Source organism: Ruegeria sp. BG6, from assembly GCF_056538465.1.
The window spans coordinates 155,773-178,991 of the sequence record NZ_JBQFTB010000009.1; the positions used below are offsets into that span (position 1 = coordinate 155,773).

Annotated in this window: 21 protein-coding genes and 1 pseudogene; 6 read left to right on the top strand and 16 right to left on the bottom strand. The window is 57.0% G+C overall.

Annotation, left to right across the window (positions count from 1 at the left end):
* The 5 genes from ACR0JW_RS16350 to ACR0JW_RS16370 form a co-directional block, all read right to left on the bottom strand.
* A complete protein-coding gene (locus ACR0JW_RS16350) occupies positions 1–1,275 on the bottom strand; it encodes an ABC transporter permease (RefSeq protein ID WP_480714201.1) in 1,275 nt (424 codons plus the stop codon).
* Positions 1,276–1,349: 74 nt separating this feature from the next.
* Positions 1,350–2,441: an extracellular solute-binding protein gene (locus tag ACR0JW_RS16355; RefSeq protein WP_170680562.1), complete on the bottom strand. Its 1,092-nt coding sequence runs from the start codon at positions 2,439–2,441 to the stop codon at positions 1,350–1,352.
* 103 nt (positions 2,442–2,544) lie between these two features.
* Positions 2,545–3,633, bottom strand: coding sequence for an ABC transporter ATP-binding protein (locus ACR0JW_RS16360; protein WP_170680565.1), 1,089 nt, complete (start codon positions 3,631–3,633; stop codon positions 2,545–2,547).
* 148 nt (positions 3,634–3,781) lie between these two features.
* Complete coding sequence (locus tag ACR0JW_RS16365) at positions 3,782–4,492, bottom strand: aspartate racemase/maleate isomerase family protein (RefSeq protein WP_170680568.1); 711 nt, start codon at positions 4,490–4,492, stop codon at positions 3,782–3,784.
* Complete coding sequence (locus tag ACR0JW_RS16370; RefSeq protein WP_170680569.1) at positions 4,489–5,634, bottom strand: M24 family metallopeptidase; 1,146 nt, start codon at positions 5,632–5,634, stop codon at positions 4,489–4,491. The genes ACR0JW_RS16365 and ACR0JW_RS16370 overlap by 4 nt, the downstream gene beginning before the upstream one ends.
* Before the next feature lie 192 nt (positions 5,635–5,826).
* On the opposite strand from ACR0JW_RS16370, the gene ACR0JW_RS16375 reads away from it, so the two are divergent.
* Positions 5,827–7,011 carry a M24 family metallopeptidase gene (locus tag ACR0JW_RS16375; RefSeq protein WP_170680571.1) on the top strand — a complete coding sequence of 395 codons (1,185 nt, stop codon included), beginning with the start codon at positions 5,827–5,829 and terminating at the stop codon, positions 7,009–7,011.
* A gap of 33 nt (positions 7,012–7,044) precedes the next feature.
* Here ACR0JW_RS16375 and ACR0JW_RS16380 read toward each other — a convergent pair whose 3' ends face one another.
* Positions 7,045–7,887 (bottom strand): LysR family transcriptional regulator, encoded by an 843-nt coding sequence (locus ACR0JW_RS16380; protein ID WP_170680573.1) that lies wholly within the window; start codon positions 7,885–7,887, stop codon positions 7,045–7,047.
* Between the two features lie 106 nt (positions 7,888–7,993).
* Between ACR0JW_RS16380 and ACR0JW_RS16385 the strand changes: the two genes are divergently transcribed.
* From ACR0JW_RS16385 to ACR0JW_RS16405, 5 genes are read left to right on the top strand one after another with little or no spacing between them, the layout of a single operon-like run.
* Positions 7,994–8,593, top strand: a complete 600-nt coding sequence (locus tag ACR0JW_RS16385; protein WP_170614517.1) for an amino acid synthesis family protein — start codon at positions 7,994–7,996, stop codon at positions 8,591–8,593.
* The gene (locus ACR0JW_RS16390) at positions 8,565–9,353 is read left to right on the top strand and encodes an alpha/beta fold hydrolase (protein WP_170680574.1); all 789 of its coding nucleotides are present in this window, start codon (positions 8,565–8,567) and stop codon (positions 9,351–9,353) included. The genes ACR0JW_RS16385 and ACR0JW_RS16390 overlap by 29 nt, the downstream gene beginning before the upstream one ends.
* Entirely contained in the window at positions 9,350–10,267 is a 918-nt protein-coding gene (locus ACR0JW_RS16395) for a flavin reductase family protein (RefSeq protein WP_170680576.1), read from the top strand. The genes ACR0JW_RS16390 and ACR0JW_RS16395 overlap by 4 nt, the downstream gene beginning before the upstream one ends.
* Before the next feature lie 3 nt (positions 10,268–10,270).
* The gene (locus ACR0JW_RS16400) at positions 10,271–11,305 is read left to right on the top strand and encodes an LLM class flavin-dependent oxidoreductase (RefSeq protein WP_170680768.1); all 1,035 of its coding nucleotides are present in this window, start codon (positions 10,271–10,273) and stop codon (positions 11,303–11,305) included.
* 9 nt (positions 11,306–11,314) lie between these two features.
* Positions 11,315–12,793 (top strand): aldehyde dehydrogenase, encoded by a 1,479-nt coding sequence (locus ACR0JW_RS16405; RefSeq protein ID WP_170680578.1) that lies wholly within the window; start codon positions 11,315–11,317, stop codon positions 12,791–12,793.
* Positions 12,794–13,103: 310 nt separating this feature from the next.
* Here the strand turns inward: ACR0JW_RS16405 and ACR0JW_RS16410 are convergent.
* The 10 genes and pseudogenes from ACR0JW_RS16410 to ACR0JW_RS16455 form a co-directional block, all read right to left on the bottom strand.
* A pseudogene (locus ACR0JW_RS16410) lies at positions 13,104–13,810 on the bottom strand (IS6 family transposase).
* 94 nt (positions 13,811–13,904) lie between these two features.
* Positions 13,905–14,912: a LacI family DNA-binding transcriptional regulator gene (locus tag ACR0JW_RS16415; protein ID WP_170680580.1), complete on the bottom strand. Its 1,008-nt coding sequence runs from the start codon at positions 14,910–14,912 to the stop codon at positions 13,905–13,907.
* A 5-nt stretch (positions 14,913–14,917) separates the two neighbouring features.
* On the bottom strand, positions 14,918–16,087 hold the full coding sequence (locus ACR0JW_RS16420; RefSeq protein ID WP_480714202.1) for a dihydrodipicolinate synthase family protein: 1,170 nt from the start codon (positions 16,085–16,087) through the stop codon (positions 14,918–14,920).
* A 4-nt stretch (positions 16,088–16,091) separates the two neighbouring features.
* Positions 16,092–16,400, bottom strand: a complete 309-nt coding sequence (locus ACR0JW_RS16425; protein ID WP_170680582.1) for a Dabb family protein — start codon at positions 16,398–16,400, stop codon at positions 16,092–16,094.
* A gap of 2 nt (positions 16,401–16,402) precedes the next feature.
* Positions 16,403–17,989: a GMC family oxidoreductase N-terminal domain-containing protein gene (locus ACR0JW_RS16430; RefSeq protein ID WP_170824825.1), complete on the bottom strand. Its 1,587-nt coding sequence runs from the start codon at positions 17,987–17,989 to the stop codon at positions 16,403–16,405.
* A 16-nt stretch (positions 17,990–18,005) separates the two neighbouring features.
* Positions 18,006–18,764, bottom strand: a complete 759-nt coding sequence (locus tag ACR0JW_RS16435; RefSeq protein ID WP_170614509.1) for a 3-ketoacyl-ACP reductase — start codon at positions 18,762–18,764, stop codon at positions 18,006–18,008.
* Positions 18,761–20,251, bottom strand: coding sequence for a GMC family oxidoreductase (locus ACR0JW_RS16440; RefSeq protein ID WP_170614508.1), 1,491 nt, complete (start codon positions 20,249–20,251; stop codon positions 18,761–18,763). The genes ACR0JW_RS16435 and ACR0JW_RS16440 overlap by 4 nt, the downstream gene beginning before the upstream one ends.
* On the bottom strand, positions 20,248–21,360 hold the full coding sequence (locus tag ACR0JW_RS16445) for a sn-glycerol-3-phosphate ABC transporter ATP-binding protein UgpC (protein WP_170614507.1): 1,113 nt from the start codon (positions 21,358–21,360) through the stop codon (positions 20,248–20,250). Before ACR0JW_RS16445 ends, ACR0JW_RS16440 begins: the two co-directional genes overlap by 4 nt.
* 6 nt (positions 21,361–21,366) lie before the next feature.
* Complete coding sequence (locus ACR0JW_RS16450; RefSeq protein ID WP_170614506.1) at positions 21,367–22,248, bottom strand: carbohydrate ABC transporter permease; 882 nt, start codon at positions 22,246–22,248, stop codon at positions 21,367–21,369.
* Positions 22,248–23,141, bottom strand: coding sequence for a carbohydrate ABC transporter permease (locus tag ACR0JW_RS16455; protein ID WP_170496900.1), 894 nt, complete (start codon positions 23,139–23,141; stop codon positions 22,248–22,250). Before ACR0JW_RS16455 ends, ACR0JW_RS16450 begins: the two co-directional genes overlap by 1 nt.
* Positions 23,142–23,219: the final 78 nt, after the last annotated feature.

Below are 23,219 nucleotides of genomic sequence, written 5' to 3' on the forward strand. Positions count from 1 at the left end.
TTATCCCAACTTCACGTTATCGATGCCCACGATCTTGTCGTAGACCCAGTAGAGCAGCAGCACGACCCCCAGAAGGATCGTACCCAAGGCCGCGGCAAGCCCCCAGTTCAATGAGGACGAGATGTGATAGGCGATCCGGTTCGAAATAAAGACGCCTTTGGTTCCGCCCACGATCTCGGGCGTGATGTAGTAACCGATCGCCAGAATGAAGACGAGGATCGACCCGGCGCCGATCCCCGGAATGGATTGCGGGAAGTAGATACGCCAGAAAGTGGTCCAGTTCGTCGCACCCATGGATTTGGCGGCGCGTGTGTAAGTGGCCGGAATGGTTTGCATCACTGAATACATTGGCAGGATCATGAACGGCAGCAGGATATGCGTCATCGCGACGATTGTGCCGATCTGGTTGTTGATGATGATCAGTCGAGCGTCGTCCGCTACCAGCCCCAACCAAACAAGCGTATCGTTTATGACCCCCTGTTGTTGCAACATGACTTTCCAGGCCGATGTCCGAACCAGAAGTGATGTCCAGAATGGCAACAGCACCAAGATCATCAACAGGTTCGACACCCGCATCGGAAGCGTCGCCAACAGATAGCTGACAGGGTACGCGAGCAAGATACAGGCACCTGTAATGACGAGCGACATGAACAGCGTGCGTCCGAAAAGCTTGATGAGGATCTGCTTGTCTTCCGGTTGAGCCTGAGCCCCTTCCGGCGTTCTGCGCATATCGACGGCATTCAGGAAGTACCCGTTTGTGATCGTCGGTGAATGGGTTTTCATCACCCGCCAGGTTTGCGGATCCCCCCAGCCGTCGTGAATCTCGATCAACTTCTCCTTGAACGGCCCGTCCGTTTCGGGATCCAGTTTTTTGATCTGACGCCCGGATTTGCGGAACATCGAGGACATACCAGTCTCTTCGTAGTTCAAACGCGAGCCGAGCCTTGTATGCTCTTTGTTGTCAATCGCAACAAGCATGTCACGCACAAATGCGTCATACACACCCTCGCCCGGCAACTCTCCTGATTGTTCGTCCCAGTTGTTCAGGGCCTCAACGGTCAAAGGAAGAGTGTCGGACACGATGGTGTTTTCCACTGACCGGAACAGCATCGATGCAATGGGAACAAGGAATGAAAACAGGACAAACAGAAGAAGAGGCGCAACCAACATCAACGCCCGGAGCTTTTGCCGTCGTAGCGAACGCGCCAGCGACTGCTTAAGCGGTGTTCCATCAGCGGCCAGCATGGGGCCCGCGTTTTGGGTTGCGTCAGTCATTGTTGTCCCTTGGCTTTTTCTGGGTCAGGGGCAGTGAAACCCGCCCCTGACAGTGTCACCAATCCAATGGCAGCTTATTGCGCCAGCCACGCCTGGAATTTGGCGTCGATATCGTCGCGGTAGTCAGCCCAGAACTCGTAGTTGTAAAGGAACGTGTTCTTGGCGTTCTCCGGATCGGTCGGCATGTGCGGTGCCATATCGATACCCAGTTCGGCGTGCTGACCAACCAGCGGAGCCGACGAAGCGCGTGCCGGGCCGTACGAGATGTACTTGGCCTGATCCGCCAGACGCTGCGTATCGGTCGCGAACATAATGTAGTCTAGCGCACGCTGCTGACGCTCTTCGCTCAGGCCGGCCGGGATGATCCATCCGTCCAGATCGAACACCTGTGCGTCCCAAAGCATGGCAACCGGCTGCTTCTGCTCTTCGATCACGCTGAACAAACGGCCGTTATAGGTCGAACCCATCACAACCTCGCCATCGGCCAGCAGCTGTGGTGTGTCCGCCCCGGCAGACCACCAGACAACGCTGTCCTTGATGGTATCCAGCTTGGCCAGCGCCTGGTCCTGACCCTCGGCTGTGGCCAAGACGTCATAGACGTCATCCTTGGCCACGCCATCACAAAGCAGCGCCCATTCCATATTGTTGATCGGGCGTTTTTCCAGCGAACGCTTGCCGGGATAGGTTTCCAGATCGAACACGGCACAGATATCGGTCGGTGGCGTATCGCCTACCAGATCGGTGCGGTAACCGAAGGTGGTGGAGTAGACGATCTGCGGGATAAAGCAGTCGCTGACCAGCAGGTCGCCGAAATCCTCGGAGGCCGATGTGCCATCGGGGGCCGGAGCCAGCTGAGTGTCAAAGTCGATTTCAAGCGCAAGCCCTTCATCGCACAGACGAATTGCATCCGCAGCGACCACATCAACCACATCCCATGTGATGTTGCCCGCTTCGTTCATCGCACGCAGTTTCGCAACCGCTTCAGCCGAGCTGTCATCGTTCAGGATGGTCACCCCGGTCTTCTCGGAATAGGGCTCGTGATAGGCCTTCAGCTGCGACTTGGAATAGGCCCCACCCCAGGAAACGATGGTCATTTCCTGTGCGAAGGCACCGCCAGCAACCGCCCCGAGTGCCGCTGCTGTCAACAATGTTTTGGTTGTTTTCATGTATAACTCCCAGTTCTTCCCGTTTATGTGTGTGGTCGGCTGATGCACGGGTATTCACCAGCCAGTCCCTCAGTGAGGTCGCGCTTGTTCCGCGCGACTTGGTCTATGCGTCGAGCGCACGACAATCCTGAGCCAGCCAACCAATCTCGATCTCCTGCCCCGGGGACAGGCGGATTGCGTCTGGTGCGTTCCGGGTTTTGACGATGAAGTCATCGTTCCCTGCGACGGACATCCGGAACCGGAAAACGTCGCCCATATAAATGAACTCTTCGACGGTTGCCTTCAGAGTATGCGCATCCGCGTGCAGGCGATTCTTGTTGAATTCTACCCGCTCAGGCCGGATCGACACCTTGGTCCGTTCACCCGGTTTGTGAACATTGATCGGAACCGCGTCGATTTCAGAGCCATCATCCAGTTGGACAACACATGTGCCACCACCAATCGATTTAACGACACCTTCCAAGGTGTTGTTTTCCCCGATGAATTGCGCAACAAAGCTGTTTTCCGGTTCTTCGTACAGCTGATCAGGCGGCGCAAGCTGCTGAATGCGGCCATCGTCAAACACGGCAACACGATCTGACATGGTCAGGGCCTCGGTCTGGTCGTGGGTAACGTAGACCGTGGTGATTCCCAGTTCATGCGCAAGGCGCGTGATTTCGAACTGCATATGCTCACGCAGCTGTTTGTCCAATGCGCCCAGGGGTTCGTCCATCAAAACCAGTTCGGGTTCGAAAACCAGGGCACGCGCCAACGCGATCCGCTGTTGTTGGCCACCGGACAACTGAGCCGGACGTCGGCCTCCAAATTGGCCCATCTGAACCATGTCCAAAGCGCGCTGAACCTTTTCCTCCCGCTCGGACTTGCCCAGCTTGCGGACCTCCAACGGGAACGACAGGTTTTCGGCCACTGTCATGTGCGGAAACAGAGCATAGTTCTGGAAAACCATACCGATTCCGCGCTTGTGCGGTGGAATATTGTTGATGGGCTTGCCATCAAGCAGGATTTCACCGTGGGTGGCGGTTTCAAACCCTGCGAGCATCATAAGACATGTCGTCTTACCCGAACCTGACGGCCCGAGCATTGTCAGAAACTCACCCTTGGGCATCGCAAGATTTAGATCTTTAACGACGAGGTTCTCGCCATCATAAGACTTCTGAACGCGTTGGAATTCGACAAACGCGGCGTCGTTCATTGTACCGGTCACAAGACCCCCTGTTTCGTCAAATGATTATCCGAGAGTTTCGGATTTCATTGATCTGTAAGCAGCAGTTAAGACCATGCAGTAGGCACTTGGCAACAATATATAGCGCATTTCCGCATTTTGAATTTAACTTTACCGCTCAGTGAACACCGTTGAGGCGACGCATATGCCATGCAAGGCTTTGATTACTCGAAAGAACCGGCTTGCCGATCCGCTCACGAATCTCGGGGATAGCTTCAAGGGTGCGAAGGTTCGTGCAGCTAAGGAAGACGGCTTCAACCGACGGATCAGATCCCAGTTCAGTTGCGGCTTCAACCACGGATTGGACCGAAATCCGCGCAACCTTTGCCTCTTCGGCCTGCCCGAAGGTTCCAAATACATCCATGGTTATTCCGTTTTCCGAGAACGCGTTTCGCAGCGGTGCGTTGACCTCCTCGATGTAAGGGGAAAGCAGCGCGAACTTCGAAACACCCAGGTCCGCTGCGCAGGCCGTGGCGGCACGCAATGGGTTTGTCACTTCGTCGGTATTGCACGCCTGCTTTACAAGCTCTGCCACACGCTCTGATCCAATGACCGAACTGGCCGACGTGCAGCCATATCCAACCACCCGAAAAGGCCGCGCGCCTGGCAACAACCTCGCCGCCGCCGGCAGGGCTTTCTCCATTTCCGCGAGGCTTTCGGTTGTTACCTCGATTCCACTGGGTATTCGCGTTATGTAAAGCGGGTTCTTCCGGTCTGAGAAATACGCACTGAATTCCGGCTCAATCGTTTCGTCGACTTGCAGAACAATCAACCCAAGCGGCGAAGCCTGCGGGTCGTCTTCGTCAAGTGTGTAGGGAACGTGGGTCATAGTTCGATCATCTCCGGCCCGATGCGCGGGCTGATAAACCGCGGGGCGTCGGCTGTTACAACGATGTTTTCTTCGTGAACCAAAATTTTGTCACCAACCGCAATACCCGGCTCCAACGTCAGCACCATACCAGGTTCAAGAACGGTTTGGTCCATCGGGATAAGAGACGGCCATTCGGTCAGCGACATCCCCAACCCGTGCCCCAGTCGCCCTGCATCCGTGCCTTCAGAGCCCTTGGTCAGCACCGTATTCATGGCATGAAACAAGTCCGCCGCGGTCGCACCGGGTCGCGCGATTTCGAACGCGGCGTCCGACGCTTCAATCAACCTGGCGTAGGCAGATTTCACATCCGGACTTGCAGGGCCCACAGACCAGTTGCGGTCGAAGTCGCTGAAATACCCGTCCCAGACCAGGCCGGTGTCAAGCATCAGTACATCGCCAATCGCCAAAGGCGACGAAGAGGCAGGCGAAATCACGTCGGAGTAACCGCCCTGCTCTGCCCCACCAGCGAGATACGGCACCCAGTCGGCACCTTCCTCCAGACAGAGTATCTGGAAACGACGAAAAACCTCATCCAAAGGCACGCCGACCCGGGCAATCTCGGGAACTCGAGCGAATGCCCGACCGGCTATGCCGCATGCGGTTTCGATTTTGGTGATCTCTGCCTCGGATTTGACCGTGCGCAGTTGGCGTAAAATACCGTGGTCTCCTGTGACACTGCGCGAGCCAAGACTGATACGCAGACGTTCAATATCCGACATGGGCATACGCGCGTGGGTCTCGTGACCATCGGGCATTCCGATACGACCGTCCGCTGGCGTCAACTCCATCAGGGCATCGGCCAGAAGCGAGACGCCGTCGTCCTGCAGATCCGGTGAACTCCACGTTCGGATATCATCAATCCAGGTCTGCCCCATCAGCGAAGCGCCGATGGAGGGGATAACGGCGACAGGTTTACCGGCCGAAGGCAAGATCAGGAACCAGGGGCGGGTCGGGCTTTCCCAGAACCTGGTCAGGTATCCGGTAAAGTACCGCACGTCAGTTTCCGTGGTAAGCAAAAGCGCGGACAAGCCTGCGTCATCCATCAACGCCTGCGCGCGTTTGGTACGATTCGCGAATTCCGTTGGCTCGAACCCCCTCATTCGGCGACCACAGCGCTGGTGCCCCACGTGCAGGCCGAAACGTTGGAACGATACGGCACAGATGGCGCAGTTCTTCGGTCCAATCGGTGTGGATTGATATCGGTCTTCATGCCCCCCCCAATTTTGGTTCGTTGACGTGAGCCGATCGGTAGGGTTCTGTCAACCAAAGTCTGTTGCTAACTGGAGACGCCTATGACCCATTCCGATCCAGCCTTCAGTCAGGCCGAGTATGATCGCCGTCTTGCCAAGACCCGAGAGGCGATGGTTGCAAAGGGAATAGATTGCCTGTTTGTCGAAGACCCATCGAACATCGGGTGGCTCACCGGGTACGAGGGTTGGTCTTTTTACGTTCACCAAGGCGCCCTGATCTTTCTTGATGCGGACCCGATCTGGTGGGGACGCCGTCAGGACACAAACGGCGCGCTGCGCACAGTGTGGATGGGGGACGATCGGGTTTTCGGATACGCGGATCATTTCGTGCAATCGACCACACGGCATCCGATGGAGGATCTGGCGCAACTGATTGTCAGATGCGGGCACGGCGCTAGCCGAATTGGGGTGGAACTGGACAACTACTACTATTCGGCCAAAGCCCATATTGCGCTGACGTCTGAATTGCCTGAGGCAACAGTGATTGATGCAACGGCTTTGGTAAACTGGCAACGAGCCGTGAAATCCGACGAAGAAATCACCCTGATGCGCAAGGCGGCCCGAATATCGGAGTTTGTTACTGACGGCGTCCTTGAACGCGTTGAACCCGGGTTGCGCAAGAATGAACTGGTCGCGCAGATATATCATGATGCGATTACCGGCGTCGGTGATGATTGGGGGGACTACGCCGCCATCGTGCCACTTCTGCCGTCGGGATCTGACGCCGCCGCGCCGCATCTGACCTGGAATGGTGATGTTTTCAAGTCGGGTGAATGCACGTTCTTTGAGCTTTCAGGGTGCTATCGCCGCTATCACGCGCCTTTCTGTCGATCGGTATTTCTGGGTCAGCCACCTGATCACCTCAAAAGAGCCGAGGAAGCTTTGGTTGAAGGACTGGAGGCGGGTCTGGAGGCCGCAAGACCCGGCAATCGCGCGAGTGACATCGCCAAGGCGCTGGCGGCACCGCTCGAACGCGCCGGTATCGAACGCGGTGCTCGCTGCGGCTATCCCATCGGCCTCAGCTATCCTCCGGATTGGGGCGAACGCACGATTTCGCTGCGGGACGAAGACAATACGATCCTCGAAGCTGGCATGACGTTTCATTTTATGCCGGGACTTTGGATGGATGATTGGGGTCTTGCGATTACCGAGTCGATCCTGATCAGGGAAAGCGGACCAGCCGAGTGTTTGTGCCAACGACCACGAAAAATGTTCGTGAAACCCTAAGAACGGCACGGACTATTAAGTGTCGATGCCTGATCAATCGCTAATCTGTTCAAGCAACCAGTCATGAAACAACACGGCTGCGGGATTGGAGGTATCGGCGGAAAGGTAATATCCTTCGTTGCATTCGACAGAGCAGCTATGCGCGCGTTCGACCAAACCGGACGCAATCGCGTGTTTCGCCAGCAATTCGCTGACCAGAGCGACCCCGCTGCCATGAACGGCCAGTTGAAGCGCCATGCCGAATGTATCGACAAAAACGGTTGGCTGACGCCGCACGTCCTGCTTTTCGAACCATATATTCCAACCGCTTGACGTACCGACTGCCTCAATCAGGGGAAGGTCAAACGGGTCTCCGGCAAGTGTCGGCGCCTTGAACGCGACCAGGCCGTCCGGCCTTAAGCGCTCGGACCCCTGCCCCACTTGTTTTTCTGACCCAAACCGGACCTGAACGTCAGCCTGGGACGTGTGAAAATCGTCAGGCCAGATTGCACTTAACAGCCGCACGCTAATTTCGGGATGGCGCGTGGCGAAGTCCGAAAGATGTGGGGCGATGACCCATTGTGCGATACTGACAGATGTCGCCACCGTCAAAACATCGCCCGGTGCGCTGGCATCGGCCCTTCCGGCGGCAGCGGCCAGGATTTCAAGCGCGCTGCCAACTTCGGGCAACAGTTTTCGCCCGGCATCTGTCAGGGCCAGACTGCGCGGATGCCGGACAAAAAGTGCGGTCCCCAATCGCATCTCAAGAGATTTCACCTGCTGACTAACTGCCGATTGCGTCAGCCCGATTTCTTCTGCAGCCGCCGTAAAGCTCAGGGTGCGAGCCGCGGCCTCAAAGGATCGGAACCAGGTCAGAGGTGGAAGTGATTTTCCCATTGGTCAAGCTGGCCATTAGTCTTTTTAATGTGAAAGCACATAATTCAATCATTTGTCAAAATCCACGGCCGTTTCTAACCTCTGCCAGCGCGACAGGAGGGGAAATATGCAGCCAGAGATACGCAAGATTGTAACCTACGACGAGGAGGTTCTTGTCGAAGGGTTTCGCCCCGTGGAAACCCCGTGGCGCATGTTTGCCGTGGCTGCAATAGTCACCAATCCATGGGCCGGTCGGTACGTCGAAGACCTCAAACCTGAAATCCAGGCCTATGGCCCCGTTCTTGGCAAGATGATGACAGACCGCATGATTGCTTTGGCCGGGAGTGGTGACGCAATCGAAGCCTATGGCAAGGCAGCCGTCGTCGGGCTGAATGGCGAGGTCGAGCATGCTTCGGGCCTTATTCATACTCTGCGGTTCGGCAATCATTACCGGCAGGCGGTTGCCGCCAAATCCTATCTGGCGTTTACAAACACACGTGGCCCGGCGAATGCGCCGATCATGGTGCCATTGATGGACAAGAACGATGCCGGTCGGCGCTCTCACTACCTGACCATTCAATTCTCGATCCCGGACGCGCCGCGCGACGACGAGATTGTCGTTGTACTGGGCGCGGCAACCTCGGGCAGACCGCATCACCGCATCGGCGACCGTTATCAGGACCTTAAGGACTTGGGCCATGACGTGGACAACCCGGCCGCGGTCTGAGGTCGGCGGGCTGGCCGCAATTCAAGCTGGCTCAGGACCGGACGTTCTGTTGCTGCATGGCGTTGGCCTGCGGGCTGAAGCCTGGGGCGCTCAGTTGGACGCACTGGCCTCAGCGAACCGCCTGACCGCTCCGGATATGCCCGGTCACGGAGAAAGCCCACTTGGTGATTCAGGCGGCGGGCTGTCGGACTACATCAATGCGGCATTGAATGTTCTGGGTTGTCTGAAAGGGCCGGTCGTTTTAGTGGGCCACTCGATGGGCGCCATGATCGCGCTGGAACTTGCCGCCAAAGCACCGGATCAGGTCCGTGGTGTCGTGGCTTTGAACGCCATTTTTGAACGCAGTGCAAAAGCAGCGCAGGCGGTACACGATCGGGCCTCGGAACTGGACGGCGAGACACGTGCCGATTCGACGGGCACGTTGCGCCGGTGGTTCGGCGATGGCGCCTCACCTGAACGCGATGCCTGTCGTGAGTGGCTGATGGCCATGGATCCAGCAGCCTACAAGTTGGCCTATACGGTTTTTGCCCAAAGCCAAAGTCCGCGGCGCGACGAGTTGGAGAATCTCGCTTGCCCCGCGCTTTTTCTGACCGGCAGTCTGGAGCCGAACTCCACTCCCGAAATGTCCCGCAACATGGCAGATGCCACTCCGAACGGGCGGGCGCAGGTCATTGACGGGGCGGCACATATGATGCCGATGACACATGCAATTCAGGTCAACGCCGCCATTTCCAGCTTTCAGAGCGAGGTGCGACCATGACCAAACCCGACCCCCGTGACCTCCGGCGCGCTTTTGGCAGCTTCATGACCGGCGTGACAGTCGTTACCACACGAAATGCGTCTGGCGCTGCCGTGGGCTTTACGGCAAATTCCTTCACATCGGTTTCGCTTGACCCGCCGCTAATCTTGGTCTGCCCCGGCAAAAGCCTGTCTTCATACAACGAGTTCTCAGCCTGCGACCATTTTGCAGTGAACATTCTGGCCGAGGGGCAAGAAGAAGTGTCCAACACATTCGCCGGCTTCAAAGGTGATCGATTTGCCAAAGCTGGCCACACCCTCGACACGCGCGGCATTCCACTGATCGACGGCGCGGTCGCGACGTTCTCCTGCCGGACCCATCAGGTGGTCGAGGCAGGCGACCACTGCGTTTTGATCGGGCAGGTCGAGGCGTATTCCCACAACGAAACCCCAGCGCTTGGCTTTGCGAACGGACGGTATTTCAGTCTCGGTCTGGAACGCGGTGCGCTTGAACCCACAGGGCGAAATGTCGTCTGCGGCGCAATCATCGAACATGAAGGGCATGTGTTGCTGGAGAAAAACGATGCTGGTTTCAGACCGCCCCAGGTCACGCTTTCAGACCGGAGCCAATTGCGAGACGGCCTTCGGCAAGACCTGCACAATCGTGGAATAGACGCGCGTCTGGGCGTTGCATACTCGGTCTATGACGATGCCACGACGCACCATGTCTACATACTTGCCAATGCGGCGGAACTTCCACGGCACGGCAATCTCGAGGCGGTCGCAATCAAGGATTTGGCGCCCCTTTCTTACGCGACGCCTCCAATCGCCACCATGATGTCTCGTTATGCACTGGAAAGCCGAACCCGCGACTTCTCGCTTTATCTGGGCAACGCGCAGCAGGGCGACACGCACAGCCTCTCGGAAAGGACCTGAATGATGGAGTTTTCTCTATTTGCACACATGGAGCGGCTGAGCCCCGATCAGCCCCATGAGAAGCTGTATGAAGAGTTCATTGAGCTGTGCAAGATGGCCGATGAGGCCGGAATGCGCGCTGTCTGGACTGGCGAGCACCATGGCATGGACTTCACCATCGCGCCCAACCCGCTGATGTCACTGGTGGATATTGCACATCACACCAAAAACGTGCGGCTTGGCACCGGCACAGTGATTGCGCCATTCTGGCATCCGATCAAGCTGGCAGGCGAAGCGGCAGCGGCCGACCTTATGACGGGCGGCCGAATTGAGCTGGGCATCGCGCGCGGCGCCTATTCCTACGAGTATGAACGGATGATGCCCGGCATGGATGCGTGGGACGCCGGTCAGCGTATGCGCGAAATCGCCCCACTGCTGCCCAAGCTTTGGGACGGTGACTGCGCGCATGACGGAGAGTTCTTTCAATTTCCTGCCACCACCTCGGCCCCCAAGCCCGTACAACCCTGCGGACCGCCCATCTGGATCGCGGCGCGGGATCCGAACAGCCATGAATTCGGCGTACAGAATGGCTTTAATATCCAGGTTACGCCGCTGTGGCAGGGCATGGAGGAAATAGAAACGCTGATGGGTCGCTTTGAAGACGCCTGCACAAATTACGAAGGCCCGCGCCCCAAGATCATGCTGCTGCACCACACCTATGTCGGCCGCGACGATGCTGACCTGGGCCGGGCCGCAAAGGATTTGTCCCGCTTCTACAATTACTTCGGGGCCTGGTTCCAAAACAAGCGGCCAGTCCAACAGGGCTTGATCCAGGAATTGACGGACGAAGAGATGGCGGCCAACGCTATGATGGCCCCGGAAAACCTGGCTCGTGATCTGACCGTCGGTACCGCGGATGGGGTCACGGATCGTCTGAAACGCTATGAAGACCTTGGCTATGATGAGTATTCGTACTGGATCGACAGCGGCATGAGCTTCGATCGCAAGCGCGCATCGCTGGCGCGTTTCATTGACGACGTAATGCCAAAGTTTCAGTGAGGCTCGATCATGAACCAGAAACCACACTTTCAACTCTATATTGACGGCGAATGGACCGAAGGATCGCGCGGACAGGTGATGAGTTCGCAAAACCCCGCAACGGGTGAGGGATGGTCCAGTTTCGCCTGCGCTTCTAAAGATGACGTGGACCGCGCCATTTCTGCGGCGCGCCGGTCCCTTGATGACCCAGCGTGGCGCGACATGACGCAAACCGGACGCGGCAAACTCCTGTACAGGCTTGCGGACCTGATCGAACAGAACGCCAAACTCCTGGGCGAGCTCGAGACAAAGGACAGCGGAAAGCTACTGGCCGAAACCGCAAGCCAGACAGCCTATGTCGGTGATTATTATCGATACTATGCAGGGCTCGCAGACAAGATCGAAGGTGCGGTCCTGCCGATCGACAAACCGGATATGCATGTCTTTACCAGGCGCGAACCCATTGGCGTAGTGGTCGCGATCGTGCCTTGGAATGCACAGATGTTCCTGACCGCAACCAAGCTTGGACCGGCTCTTGCGGCAGGGTGTTCGGTCGTTCTGAAAGCATCAGAAATTGCGCCTGCTCCGATGCTGGAGTTTGCGCGGCTGATCGATGAAGCGAGTTTTCCGCCCGGTGTTGTTTCCGTCATTACAGGCGACGCCGAGAATTGTTCGATCCCCCTCACCCGGCATCCCGAGGTCGACCGGATCGCGTTCACTGGCGGACCGCAGACAGCACGCCACGTGGTGCGCAACTCGGCTGAAAACTTTGCGGTAACCACGTTGGAGTTGGGCGGCAAGTCTCCAATCATAGTTTTTGATGATGCCAACCTGGATGGCGCGGCAAACGGCCTGATTGCAGGAAACTTTGGTGCCTCAGGCCAAAGCTGCGTGGCTGGGTCACGCGGGCTGATACATCGTCCGGTGCTGGATGCCCTGGCCGAAAAGATCGAAGAGAAGATGACGGGCGTCGTTATCGGGGATCCTTTGGAACAAGCCACCCATATCGGCCCGCTTTGTACCGACGCCCAGATTGCCAGAATTCAGGCGACTTTGGCAAAGGCCACAGAACAAGGCGCGCGCATCCGTTTTGGTGGTACGCCACTGGACCGGCCAGGAAACTACATGGCCCCGACGCTGGTTGAATGCACAAGTGCCGAGACAGAGACCCTGAAGGTCGAAATGTTCGGTCCTGTGATGTCCCTGTTGGCTTTCGAAACGGAAGATGAAGCCATCGCATTGGCCAACGACTCGCAGTTTGGGCTTGGGTCTGGCGTTTTCACCGAAAATGTCGCCCGTGCCCATCGTGTGTCATCGCGATTGAAATCGGGAATCTGCTGGATCAACACCTACCGAGCCGTGTCCCCAATCGCGCCCTTCGGTGGCTATAATCAATCCGGTTATGGCAGGGAGGCGGGCGTCGAGGCTATTCACGACTATACCCGGACCAAAACTGTCTGGCTGAATACGTCAGACCAGCCAATGTCGAACCCATTCGTGATGCGCTGACCAGACCCTGCTTCACGTTTTGGTCGAAGGGATTGGTCTTTGGCTTTTCCTTCGCACCGAGTTCTCTGAGCGTGGCACAATTCGACACGAAGCCAAAAAACCTCGTGACACGTATTGAAGTATTTGAATGGCGGCCATTAAGTATTGGGTCGTGGTCACGAAATTCCCTTGCTTCGGAGAAGGCAAAACAACCAGAGGGAATTGCGGCACAATTCCGGGTCAGAAAACACAATTGAAGTGAGACAGGCATAAGTGGCGGAGCTGTCAGACGAATTCGAACGCGACTCTGATAAGCCGGTGACACTGTCTTTTATCTCGCGCCAATTTCGCGCCACTCGGCCAGAGCGGCGGCGCGCGTCAGCATGAAGGTGTCACGGCTGGCTAGCGATTTTTCCGGGTTGAAGTGGTTATAGATGCAGGAGTGGACGGAGGCGCATTTCTGTAAGCTTCGCATGCGCCTGAAACGTTGCATGGCGCGTTCGCGTCGTTGAAACGGGAGAAGTGATTTCTCGACGCAGTTGTTGGGCCACCTGCCCGTCCTTTGTTTTTGAGAGCACCCAATTGTCTGAGCGCAGCCTAATAGGGTGCAAAACAGTCGGTCACGATCTCATCGACACAACTATGGCGCTTCAATAACTTCTTGAGGAATATCAATGCTGCAGCTTTGTTTCGGCGTTTGGTGAAAGCGGCTTCCAGCACCTTGCCTTCGTGATAAACGGCCCGCCAAAGGTTGTGTCTCTTGCCATTCACCTTCACAAAGACCTCATCCACGTGCTGCTTCTGTTTCGAGAATGCGAGCAGTTGCTGGGCTCGCTCTTGCCTGGTCTCGGAGGCAAACATCGGGCCGAACTTGTTCCACTAAAATCGGACGGTTTCGTGGCTCACCTCAATTCCCTGTACACGCACTAGATCTTTCACGTTTTGAAGCGGCAATGGGAACCGAACGTATAGCATTACAGCCAAACGAATGACCTCTGGACTGGTCTTGAAGTAATTGAATGGCGACTGTTTAATCATGCGCGAAAGCTACGAGAGCACCCTACCCACCACAACCCAAGTTATTCTGACAAGACGCTAGGAGCTTCTCGACAAGGGCCGGTATAACCTTCTGCTATACTGTGTCTTTCGTGGTTTGCCGCAAAACCAAGCGCGTTGAAGTGCGCGTGTGCCGCGCTGGCGCGACTCCATCCTGCAGCCACAGCAAAACAGTGTCCGCGACTTTTTCTCCAAACTCGGATACGCCGCAACGTACTGTAGATAAAGCTGGCCAGCATTCTGATGCTTCCTTGATGTCGTCGAAACCGACAATCTGAAACTCCGTGCCAATCTTCACCTGAGCTTCATGGCAGGCATTAATCATCCCAAAAGCAACAAGATCATTGAAACAAACTGCGGCATCGCACGCCGGTTGCTCCTTGAAGAGGCTGACTGTTGCCTTATGTCCAAATGATCGGCTGGATTCCCCTGTTTTAACAACAGGCTGCAAGTGGTTGTCTTTCATTGCTCTGATATAGCCGGACAGTCTTTCCTGAGTGACTTCGGCGCCATCCAGACCACCGATGAAGGCGATGTTCCGCGCGCCCGATTCGATCAGGTACTGTGTTGCCGCGCGCCCACCCTCTGCGTAATCAGGGGCGATAAAGGGAAATCTGCCCGTTTCGCTTTCAACCTGTCGCAAGACCTGCATCAAAGGGATGCCAGCTCGCTCGACCGCGGAAAGGGTGTTTGAGACATCGCCGTAAGCAGGCGATAGGATCAAGGCGGAAACCCCATGCTCCAGCATCGCGCCCACCACCTGATCCTGAAGCTCGGGGTCTTCGTTTGTATTAGCCACAACAACCGCATAGCCTCGGGACCCCAGTGCCATCTGCAAGGAAGTCGCAAACTCAGTAAAAAATGGGTTGTTCAGGTCGTTGATAACCAAGCCTATGAGCGCCGTTCCCGTGGATCGCAGATTTGCCGCCGACCGGTTGTAGACATACCCAATCTCTTTCATGGCGGCATGAACCAGCTTGCGTGTCTCTGGCTTCACCTGCGGACTGCCCTGCAAAACAAGGCTGACCGTCGACTTGGAAACGCCCGCCGAGTTGGCGACATCTATGATCGTGGGTCTGCGCATTTAGGCTATTGTTCAACTCCATGCAGGTTGAGAAGCGTGGTCATCCGTGCTTTAGCCAGTTCCGGATCCGAGAGCAAACCGGCCTGATCCGCCAGCCTGAAGACCTGCGCGTAGTGGCAGATGTCGCGGCTGGATTGGAAGCCACCCGGCATGATGAAATGGGACTGCGACCCGTTCAGCCACGCCAAGTACGTAATACCGGCCTTGTAGAACCGGGTTGGTGCGCGGAAAATCTCACGGCTGAGTGGCACCGTCGGCGCGAACAGAGCACTGTAGCGATCCATGTCATTCATCGCAAGCGCCTCAAGCGCTTGGCTGGCGGCTGGAGCGATAGCAGCGAAAATCCCAAGAAGAGCATGGGAAAAATGTGTTCCATCCCCGACAATTAGGTCCGCATAGTTAAAATCGTCCCCGGTATAAAGGCGTACACCTTCCGGCAGCCGAGCGCGGAAGGCTTCTTCGTGCGCTTGGTCCAGCAAAGAGATCTTGATTCCGTCAACTTTGGCAGGGTTTTCCTTGATCAAGGACAGCACAAAATCACTGGCCGTATCAACATCCGCACTGCCCCAATAGCCCTTGAGCGCAGGATCGAACATGTCCCCCAACCAATGGAGAATTATGGGTACCGCAGCCCCATCGATCAGCGTGCGATAAACATCATGGTAGGTGTCCGGACCCGCATCGATAGCTGGGAAGGCGCGTGACGCCATAAGGATCAATTGCCCTCCGACGGCTTCAATCGCCTCGGCCTGATGCTCGTAGGCTGACAGGATGTCACCCGCTGTGTTCAACGCGCTCAGCGGCAAGTGATCGGTCCCTGCCCCACAAGCCACCCGAGGCGACAACGGGTGTGCCTGCGCAGCCTTCATCGTGCGTTGGATCAATTCCAACGCGGTCTCCCAATCGACCCCCATACCCCGTTGCGCGGTATCCATCGCCTCGGCCAGGCCCAACCCCTGATCCCAAAGCCCCTGACGAAAACTCAAGGTCGCGTCCCAGTCAACGGCCGGGCGTCCATCCCAAGGGCTACGTTCTGCCAGCGGGTCTGAAACCACATGCGCTGCTGCAAAGGCCGTCCGCGTCAGAGGCACTTGCGGCGCACGCGGCACCAATGGCGTCCCAGTCAGCGCATAGGGTTCAAGCTTCCCTTCGGGATTTGGCAAAATCAGTTTCATTGTTTCAAACCTCCAAATCCAGAACCAGAATACCGTCGATACCGCCTACGGCGTTCTCGACAAGTTGCGCGCCCAACGCCTTGTGTGTTTCGTTGTTCTGATACGTCTCCAGCGCCGCCCAATCGTCGAAATCGATTACGAACCCATGCATGTATCCGCGTTCGATCTGCTCGGGACTTTTACTGCGCCCCCCGGTGAACCCGCTGGCGCCGGGAAGGGCCTCAGATACTGCTGCGAGGCCCTTGTAGATGACTCCGATGGTCTTTTCGGTCACGTCGGGGCGAAATTTGGTCAGTACGATGTGGCGGATCATTTTCAGAAGCCTTGATCTTTTTTGATCATGTCAGCAGCCTTTTCGCCGATCATAATTGTCGGTGCGTTGGTATTCGATGAATTGACCGTCGGCATGATCGACGCGTCCGCGACGCGCAGCCTTTCGATCCCGTTGAAGCGCAGACGCGGATCCAGCACCGCTTCGGCATCACTGCCCATTCGGCAGGTTCCAGCGCAGTGGTGCGATGTTTTGGAATGCACGCAGATAAAGTCGAAATACTCCTGCTTGGTCTTCACATCCGGACCCGGCAAGCGTTCGGCCAAGATGTACGGCTTCAGCGCATCCTGTGCGAGGATGTTCTGCACCAGCTTTAGACCCCGAATGGACATCTCGCGATCATAAGAATCCGCCAGATAGTTGGGATCGATCAGCGGCATGACCGCGGGGTCTGAGCTTTGCAACCGGACGGTTCCGCGTGACCTTGGGCGCAGGAAACAGGCGTTCAGGGTAACTCCACCATTGGGCATCGCCTCGACCCCTGCCTCGATTCCGGTGCCAAGCCCCAGATGCATTTGAAGGTCAGGTGAGCGCGCATCCGGATCGGCGTACCAGAACCCACCCGTTTCAAACAGACTGGACGCGACCGGTCCCTTGCGGGTGAAAAGATATTGCAGGCCTGCGAAGGCTGAAAGGTGCAGCTTAGCGTAACGGTCGTAGGTGTGCGGGCCGGTCACTTCGCAGATCGAGTACAAGTCCAAATGGTCTTGCAGGTTCGCGCCGACCTGAGGTTGATGATAAACCGCGTCGATACCAAGACTGTCCAAATGATCCGCTGGCCCAATGCCCGATAGTTGCAACAAGCGCGGTGAACCGATGGCACCCGAGGAAAGAATGACTTCTTTCGCGGCGGAGATCTTGTCCCCGTTCACCATCTCGACTCCAGTCGCCCTGCCCTTGTCCACAATGATGCGGCGGACTTGTGCGCCGGTGCGCACCGTCAGGTTCGGGCGGCTGCGGTTGGGCGCAATAAACGCCATCGCGGTAGATGAGCGCCGCGCGTTGCGCTGGGTCAACTGATAGTACCCCGCGCCATCCTGTTTCGCGCCATTCACATCGCGTGTTTCAGGAATCCCCAATTCCCCGGCGGCCTTAATATAGGCGTCGCAGATTGGCAGAGGTGCTGCGGGCATGGACACGCCCAGCGGTCCGCCCTTGCCGTGGAATTCGTCTTCATAAGTGTCATTGTCTTCGGACTTTTTGAAATAGGGCAGCACGTCAGCATAGCTCCACCCCTCGCACCCCATCTGTCGCCAGTCATCGTAGTCCTGCGCCGCGCCTCGTGTGTAGATCTGCGCGTTAATTGCCGACCCGCCGCCAATCACCTTGGCCTGCGTGTAGGTGAAAACCTTGTTCTGCATATGCTTTTGCGGAACCGTGGACCAACCCCAGCTGCCGATGCCCTTGGTCATTTTTGCAAACCCGGCGGGCAGGTGAAAGAACGGGTGGCGGTCGGTTGAGCCGGCCTCTAACAACAGCACTTTCGCCGACGGTTCTTCGGAAAGGCGCGCGGCGATAACCGAACCTGCCGAGCCGCCTCCGACAACAATGAAATCAAATCCTTCAGACATTCTGATGTGCCCTGCGTTAAAGACGTGAGATCGACAGACCGCCGTCCACCGGGATGGCGGCGCCGTTGGCAAAATGCATCTGCCCCTGAACCAGCGGGACAACGACGGCCCCGATGTCCTCGGGCTTACCCCAGCGTGCTGCGGGAACAAGACCGCCTTCGATACGGTCGGTGTACTTGTCGCGCACGCCCGCCGTCATCTCAGTCGCGATGATGCCCGGTCGCAGTTCAAAAACGCCGATGCCATGGGGGGCCATGCGCACCGCGAATAGCTGGGCCATCATCGCCGCGGCCGCTTTGGACACGCAGTACTCGGCCCGTTCAATCGACACCATCGTGGCACTGACTGAGGTTACAAAGGTTATCGAACGATAGGTGGCTTGCGGCTGCTCCAACATGCGCCGGGCCACATCCTGCGCCAGAAAGAACGCGCCGCGCAGGTTGATATTTTGCACGAAGTCCCAGTTTTCAGGCGTCAGATCCAGCATGTCGCCACGTACCGGTGCCCCGACACCAGCATTGTTGATCAGGGCTGTGATCGGCCCCAACTCGGCTTCGATCTGGTCCAGCAACACCGGTACGTGATCAATGTCAGACACGTCGTGCTGCACATAAATCGCGTTTGGGCCAAGCTCGGCCAAAGCCGCCTGCACAGCCGGTTTTTCAGGTGCCGATCTAGAGGCCACCGCGACCCTGTACCCCGCCGCAATCAAAGCGCGGGCCACCCCAAGGCCAATACCCTGCTGTCCTCCGGTCACCAATGCTGTTCCGGTCATACGGAAAACTCCGTTTCAATAATGTGACGACCCGCCCTGAGCGCCAGCGCGGCTATCGTAAGGGCCGGGTTAACCGCAGCAGACGTCGGAAGGACAGAAGCGTCGACAATGAATAGGTTCTTGTGGTCGTGGCTTCGGCAAAACGTGTCGACGACACTGCTGTCCGGGTCGTTGCCCATCCGGGCCGTGCCGCATTGATGCGACGGTGTGCGCCGATCAAATGGTCGAGAAAGTATCACAGGAAACCCTGCCTGTTTCAGATGCGCCTTTAACCGTGCGACAAGGGCCTCGTGCGCTGCCCAATTCGAGCGTTTCCAGTCCAGTGTGATCTGGTCTCCTTCGACCGTAACCCGGCTGTCCGGGTTCGGCAGGTCCTCGGACATGGCATAGAAATCAAAACTGCGATCGGCGATTAGCGCTGCAATCGGCCCCGGTAGGTGAGATTGCGACGAAAGGATCGGCCCGGTGATCTTTCCCAGCATCTGAATATTGCCCAATGGCAAACCACCCTGCCCGTCGCTGTTGTAATAATCGTTAAACATCAACGTTTTCTGATAGACTGCTCTGTTTCGACGCAACGGATGAAGGGCCAGCACCGCCGAACAATTGTGGTTCATAAAATTCCGCCCGACTTGATCGGACCGATTGGCAAGACCGGTTGGGCAATTGTCATTCGCGGACTGCAGCAACAGGACCGAGGACTGAACCGCGCCTGCTGCAAGCGCGATGACCGGCGCGCGCAGGGTACCGTGGCCGTCAACCTCGACACTCGTAACGCGACCATCGTCACCAACCGTTAGTTTTCGGACACGCGCACCAGTCAACAGTTCGACATTCCCGTGCTTCATTGCCTTGGCGATCGCACAGGTTTCGGCATCCATTTTGCCACTGCATGTATTGGGAAACGCATCCCAAGTCGTTTGCCCGGCCTGCAACCAGGTATCGATATCCACGCCCAACGGTACTGAGGATGGCGTCAGGCCTGCGTGGCTTAGCCGGTTTCTCAGGTCTGCAATATCAACCTCATCCGGCACAGGTGGGTGCGGGTAACCCCTACTGTGCGGCGGTTCGGTGGGGTCTTCTTTAGTGGTGCCACGCGCGTCGTAAAGCTGTTCTGCGGTGGAGTAATCCGTCTCCAGCACTTCGTAGGAAATGGGCCAGCCGAGCGAATGCCCCCCCATGTGCTGACGCGGCGCAAAATCCTCTTTCCGATAGCGGATCAAAGCTGCGCCGTAGAACTTGGAATTGCCACCAACGCAGTAGTAGTTTCCGGGGTTGAAAGGCTTGCCTGCTCCATCCAGCCATGTTTCATCGGGGCGGAAGTGCCCATTGGCAAAGATCGCCCTTGGGTCTCGATCCTGAGGTGAGGGCTGCAACCGCTCTCCCCTTTCAAGGATCAGAATACGACGGCCAGACGGAGCCAACGCTGCAGCCAGCGTTGCCCCCCCGATACCCGACCCAATGATTATAACGTCAGCCCTTTTCATGGAAGGATCCGCATCTCGCTTTCCGGATCAAAGGCCACTGCCTTTTCCATGTTCACCGCAAAGTTGAAATCCTGTCCCGGTGCAACCTCGGCATCCGAGCGCATGCGCGCGATCACATCTCGGCCGCCCAATTGCATCGAGACGAAGGTGTCCGATCCGGCAGGTTCTGTCACCACGATACGGTTGGTCATCTGCGCGATGTTCGACGACTTTCTGTCCGCACCATCCATGTCAGTGATCGTCTCAGGCCGGATGCCCAGCAGGATATCACGACCGTCCCAAGCGGCCAGATTGTCCTGACTGAACGGCAATTGCGCCGTAGATCCGTCGTGAACGGCGACCTCTGCGTGAGGGCGACCATTCAATACCGTGACCTTGGCCGGTACCACGTTCATTGCGGGCGAGCCCATAAACGTCGCGACGAAGATATTCGAGGGCGTGTCATAGATTTCCTGCGGCGTGCCCAGTTGCTGCACGTAGCCGCCGTTCATCACAGCGATGCGGCTTGAAAGAGTCATCGCCTCGATCTGGTCGTGGGTCACGTAGACGATGGTGGTCCCGAGGTTCTGATGCAGCTTCTTGATCTCAGTTCGCATGTCGACCCGAAGCTTGGCATCAAGGTTCGAAAGCGGCTCATCGAACAGGAAGACATCAGGGTTTCGCACCAGCGCGCGACCCATTGCAACCCGCTGACGCTGACCACCCGACAACTGCCCGGGCTTGCGATCCAGCAATTGCTCGATTTGCAACAGCTTGGCGACTTCTTGCATCGCTTTCTCGCGCTCAGGCTTGGGCACCCCGTGCATCTCAAGCCCGAAGGTGATGTTTTGCCCCACAGTCATGTTGGGGTAAAGCGCATAGCTTTGGAAAACCATAGCGATGTTGCGGTTCGACGGGTGCACCCCGTTCATAACTTGATCTTTGATACGGATTTCGCCGCTGGTGATCTCTTCCAGCCCCGCGATCATGTTCAGCAGGGTCGACTTGCCGCAGCCCGACGGACCGACCAGCACCAGGAACTCACCCTCCTGCACCGAAATATCGACCTTGTGCAGAACCTCGACCGCCCCGTAGGATTTGGTCGCGTTGTCTATGTCCAGAAATCCCATGGGACTTTATCCTTTCACCGAACCCGCCATCAGGCCGCGGACGAAGTACCGTCCGGCCACGATGTAGACGAGCAGAGTTGGCATGGCGGCCAGAATGGCGCCTGCAAAATGAACGTTGTATTCCTTCACACCGGTGGAAGACTGCACGAGGTTGTTCAGCGCAACGGTCATCGGTTGGCTGTTGGCATCGGCAAAGGATGCACCGAACAGGAAGTCATTCCAGATGTTGGTGAACTGCCAGATGATCGACACCACTGCGATCGGCCCGGAACTGGGCAGAAGGATGCGCCAGAAGATCTGGAAGAACCCGGCCCCATCAATCTGGGCAGCCCGGATAAGCTCGGTCGGGAACACGGCGTAGTAGTTGCGGAAATACAGCGTGGTGAAGCCAATCCCATAGACCACGTGCACCAGTGCCAGACCCCAAGTGGTACCCGCCAGCCCGATGATACCCAGCATCCGCGCCATCGGGATCAGCACGATCTGGAACGGAATGAAGCAGGCAAACAGCATCAGACCGAATAGGATGGTGTCATATTTGAAGCGCCACTTGGTCAGTACATAGCCGTTCAGCGCGCCAAGGATGGTCGAAACGATCACCGCCGGAACAACCATCTTGATCGAGTTCCAGAAGTAGGGCTTCAACCCCGTAGGATCGACACCGATCTGAGCCGAGGACCATGCCTTGAACCAAGGCTCCAACGTGAACACCTGTGGCAGGTTCATCATGCCACCGCCGGTGATCTCCTCTAGCGGTTTCACCGAGTTTACCAGCATGACGTAAAGCGGTAGCAGGTAGAACAGACCGAACAGCAGCAGCACCAGATAGATCAAGGTGCGCGTGACGCGGCCAGTGCGGATTGCGGTATCCTGAGTTGCTTGGGACATCAGCGTTTCTCCCGCAATTCGGCATAAAGATAGGGGATCATGATCGCCGCGATGGTCATCAGCATGATCGTGGCCGAGGCCGCGCCGATCCCCATCTGGTTCCGCGTAAAGGTGTAGGAATACATAAAGGTCGCGGGCAGTTCGGTCGCACGGCCCGGTCCGCCTCCCGTCAACGCAATCACAAGGTCAAAGGTCTTGATCGCCAGGTGGCTGAGGATCACGAAGGCTGACAGGAATGCAGGGCGCAGTTGCGGGATGATGATCCGGCGATAGAGGTTCCAGTTCGAGGCCCCATCCATCTGCGCGGCCCGAAGGATTTCATTGTCGATCCCACGCAGGCCGGCCAGAAACATCGCCATCACGAAACCGCTGGTCTGCCATACGGCCGCCAGAACAACCGTGTAGATTGCGTAATCCCGGTTCTTGATCCAGTCGAACTCGAAGCTGGTCCAACCCCAGGTGTGCATCACATTCTCAAGGCCTATACCCGGGTCAAGAAACCATTTCCAGGCGGTACCCGTGACAATGAAACTTAGCGCCATCGGATACAGGTAGATCGGGCGCAACAGCCCCTCGCCGCGGATTTTCTGATCAAGGAAGATTGCCAAACCCAGCCCGAGGCAGGTGCAGATCACGATATACAGGCTGGCGTAGATGCCCATATTGATCAGCGATGTTTCCCAGTGGCTGAGCCGCCACAGCTTATCGTAGTTTTCCCACCCGACCCAACCAAAGGTCGGCAGAATGCGGCTGTCAGTAAAGGACAGGTAGACCGAAAACAGAATGAAACCGTAGACAAAGACCGTCATCATCGCGATCGATGGGGACAGGACCAGCTTGGGAATCCAGTTCTGAAGGCGTGTCTTGAAATCCGCGTCGGCTGAACCAGCCATGGCGCGCCCTCCTCGTTCGGGTAGTTGTAGGTCGGAGCGTTAGCGCCCGCTTGGTGACAGGGCGGCCAACCTGCCGCC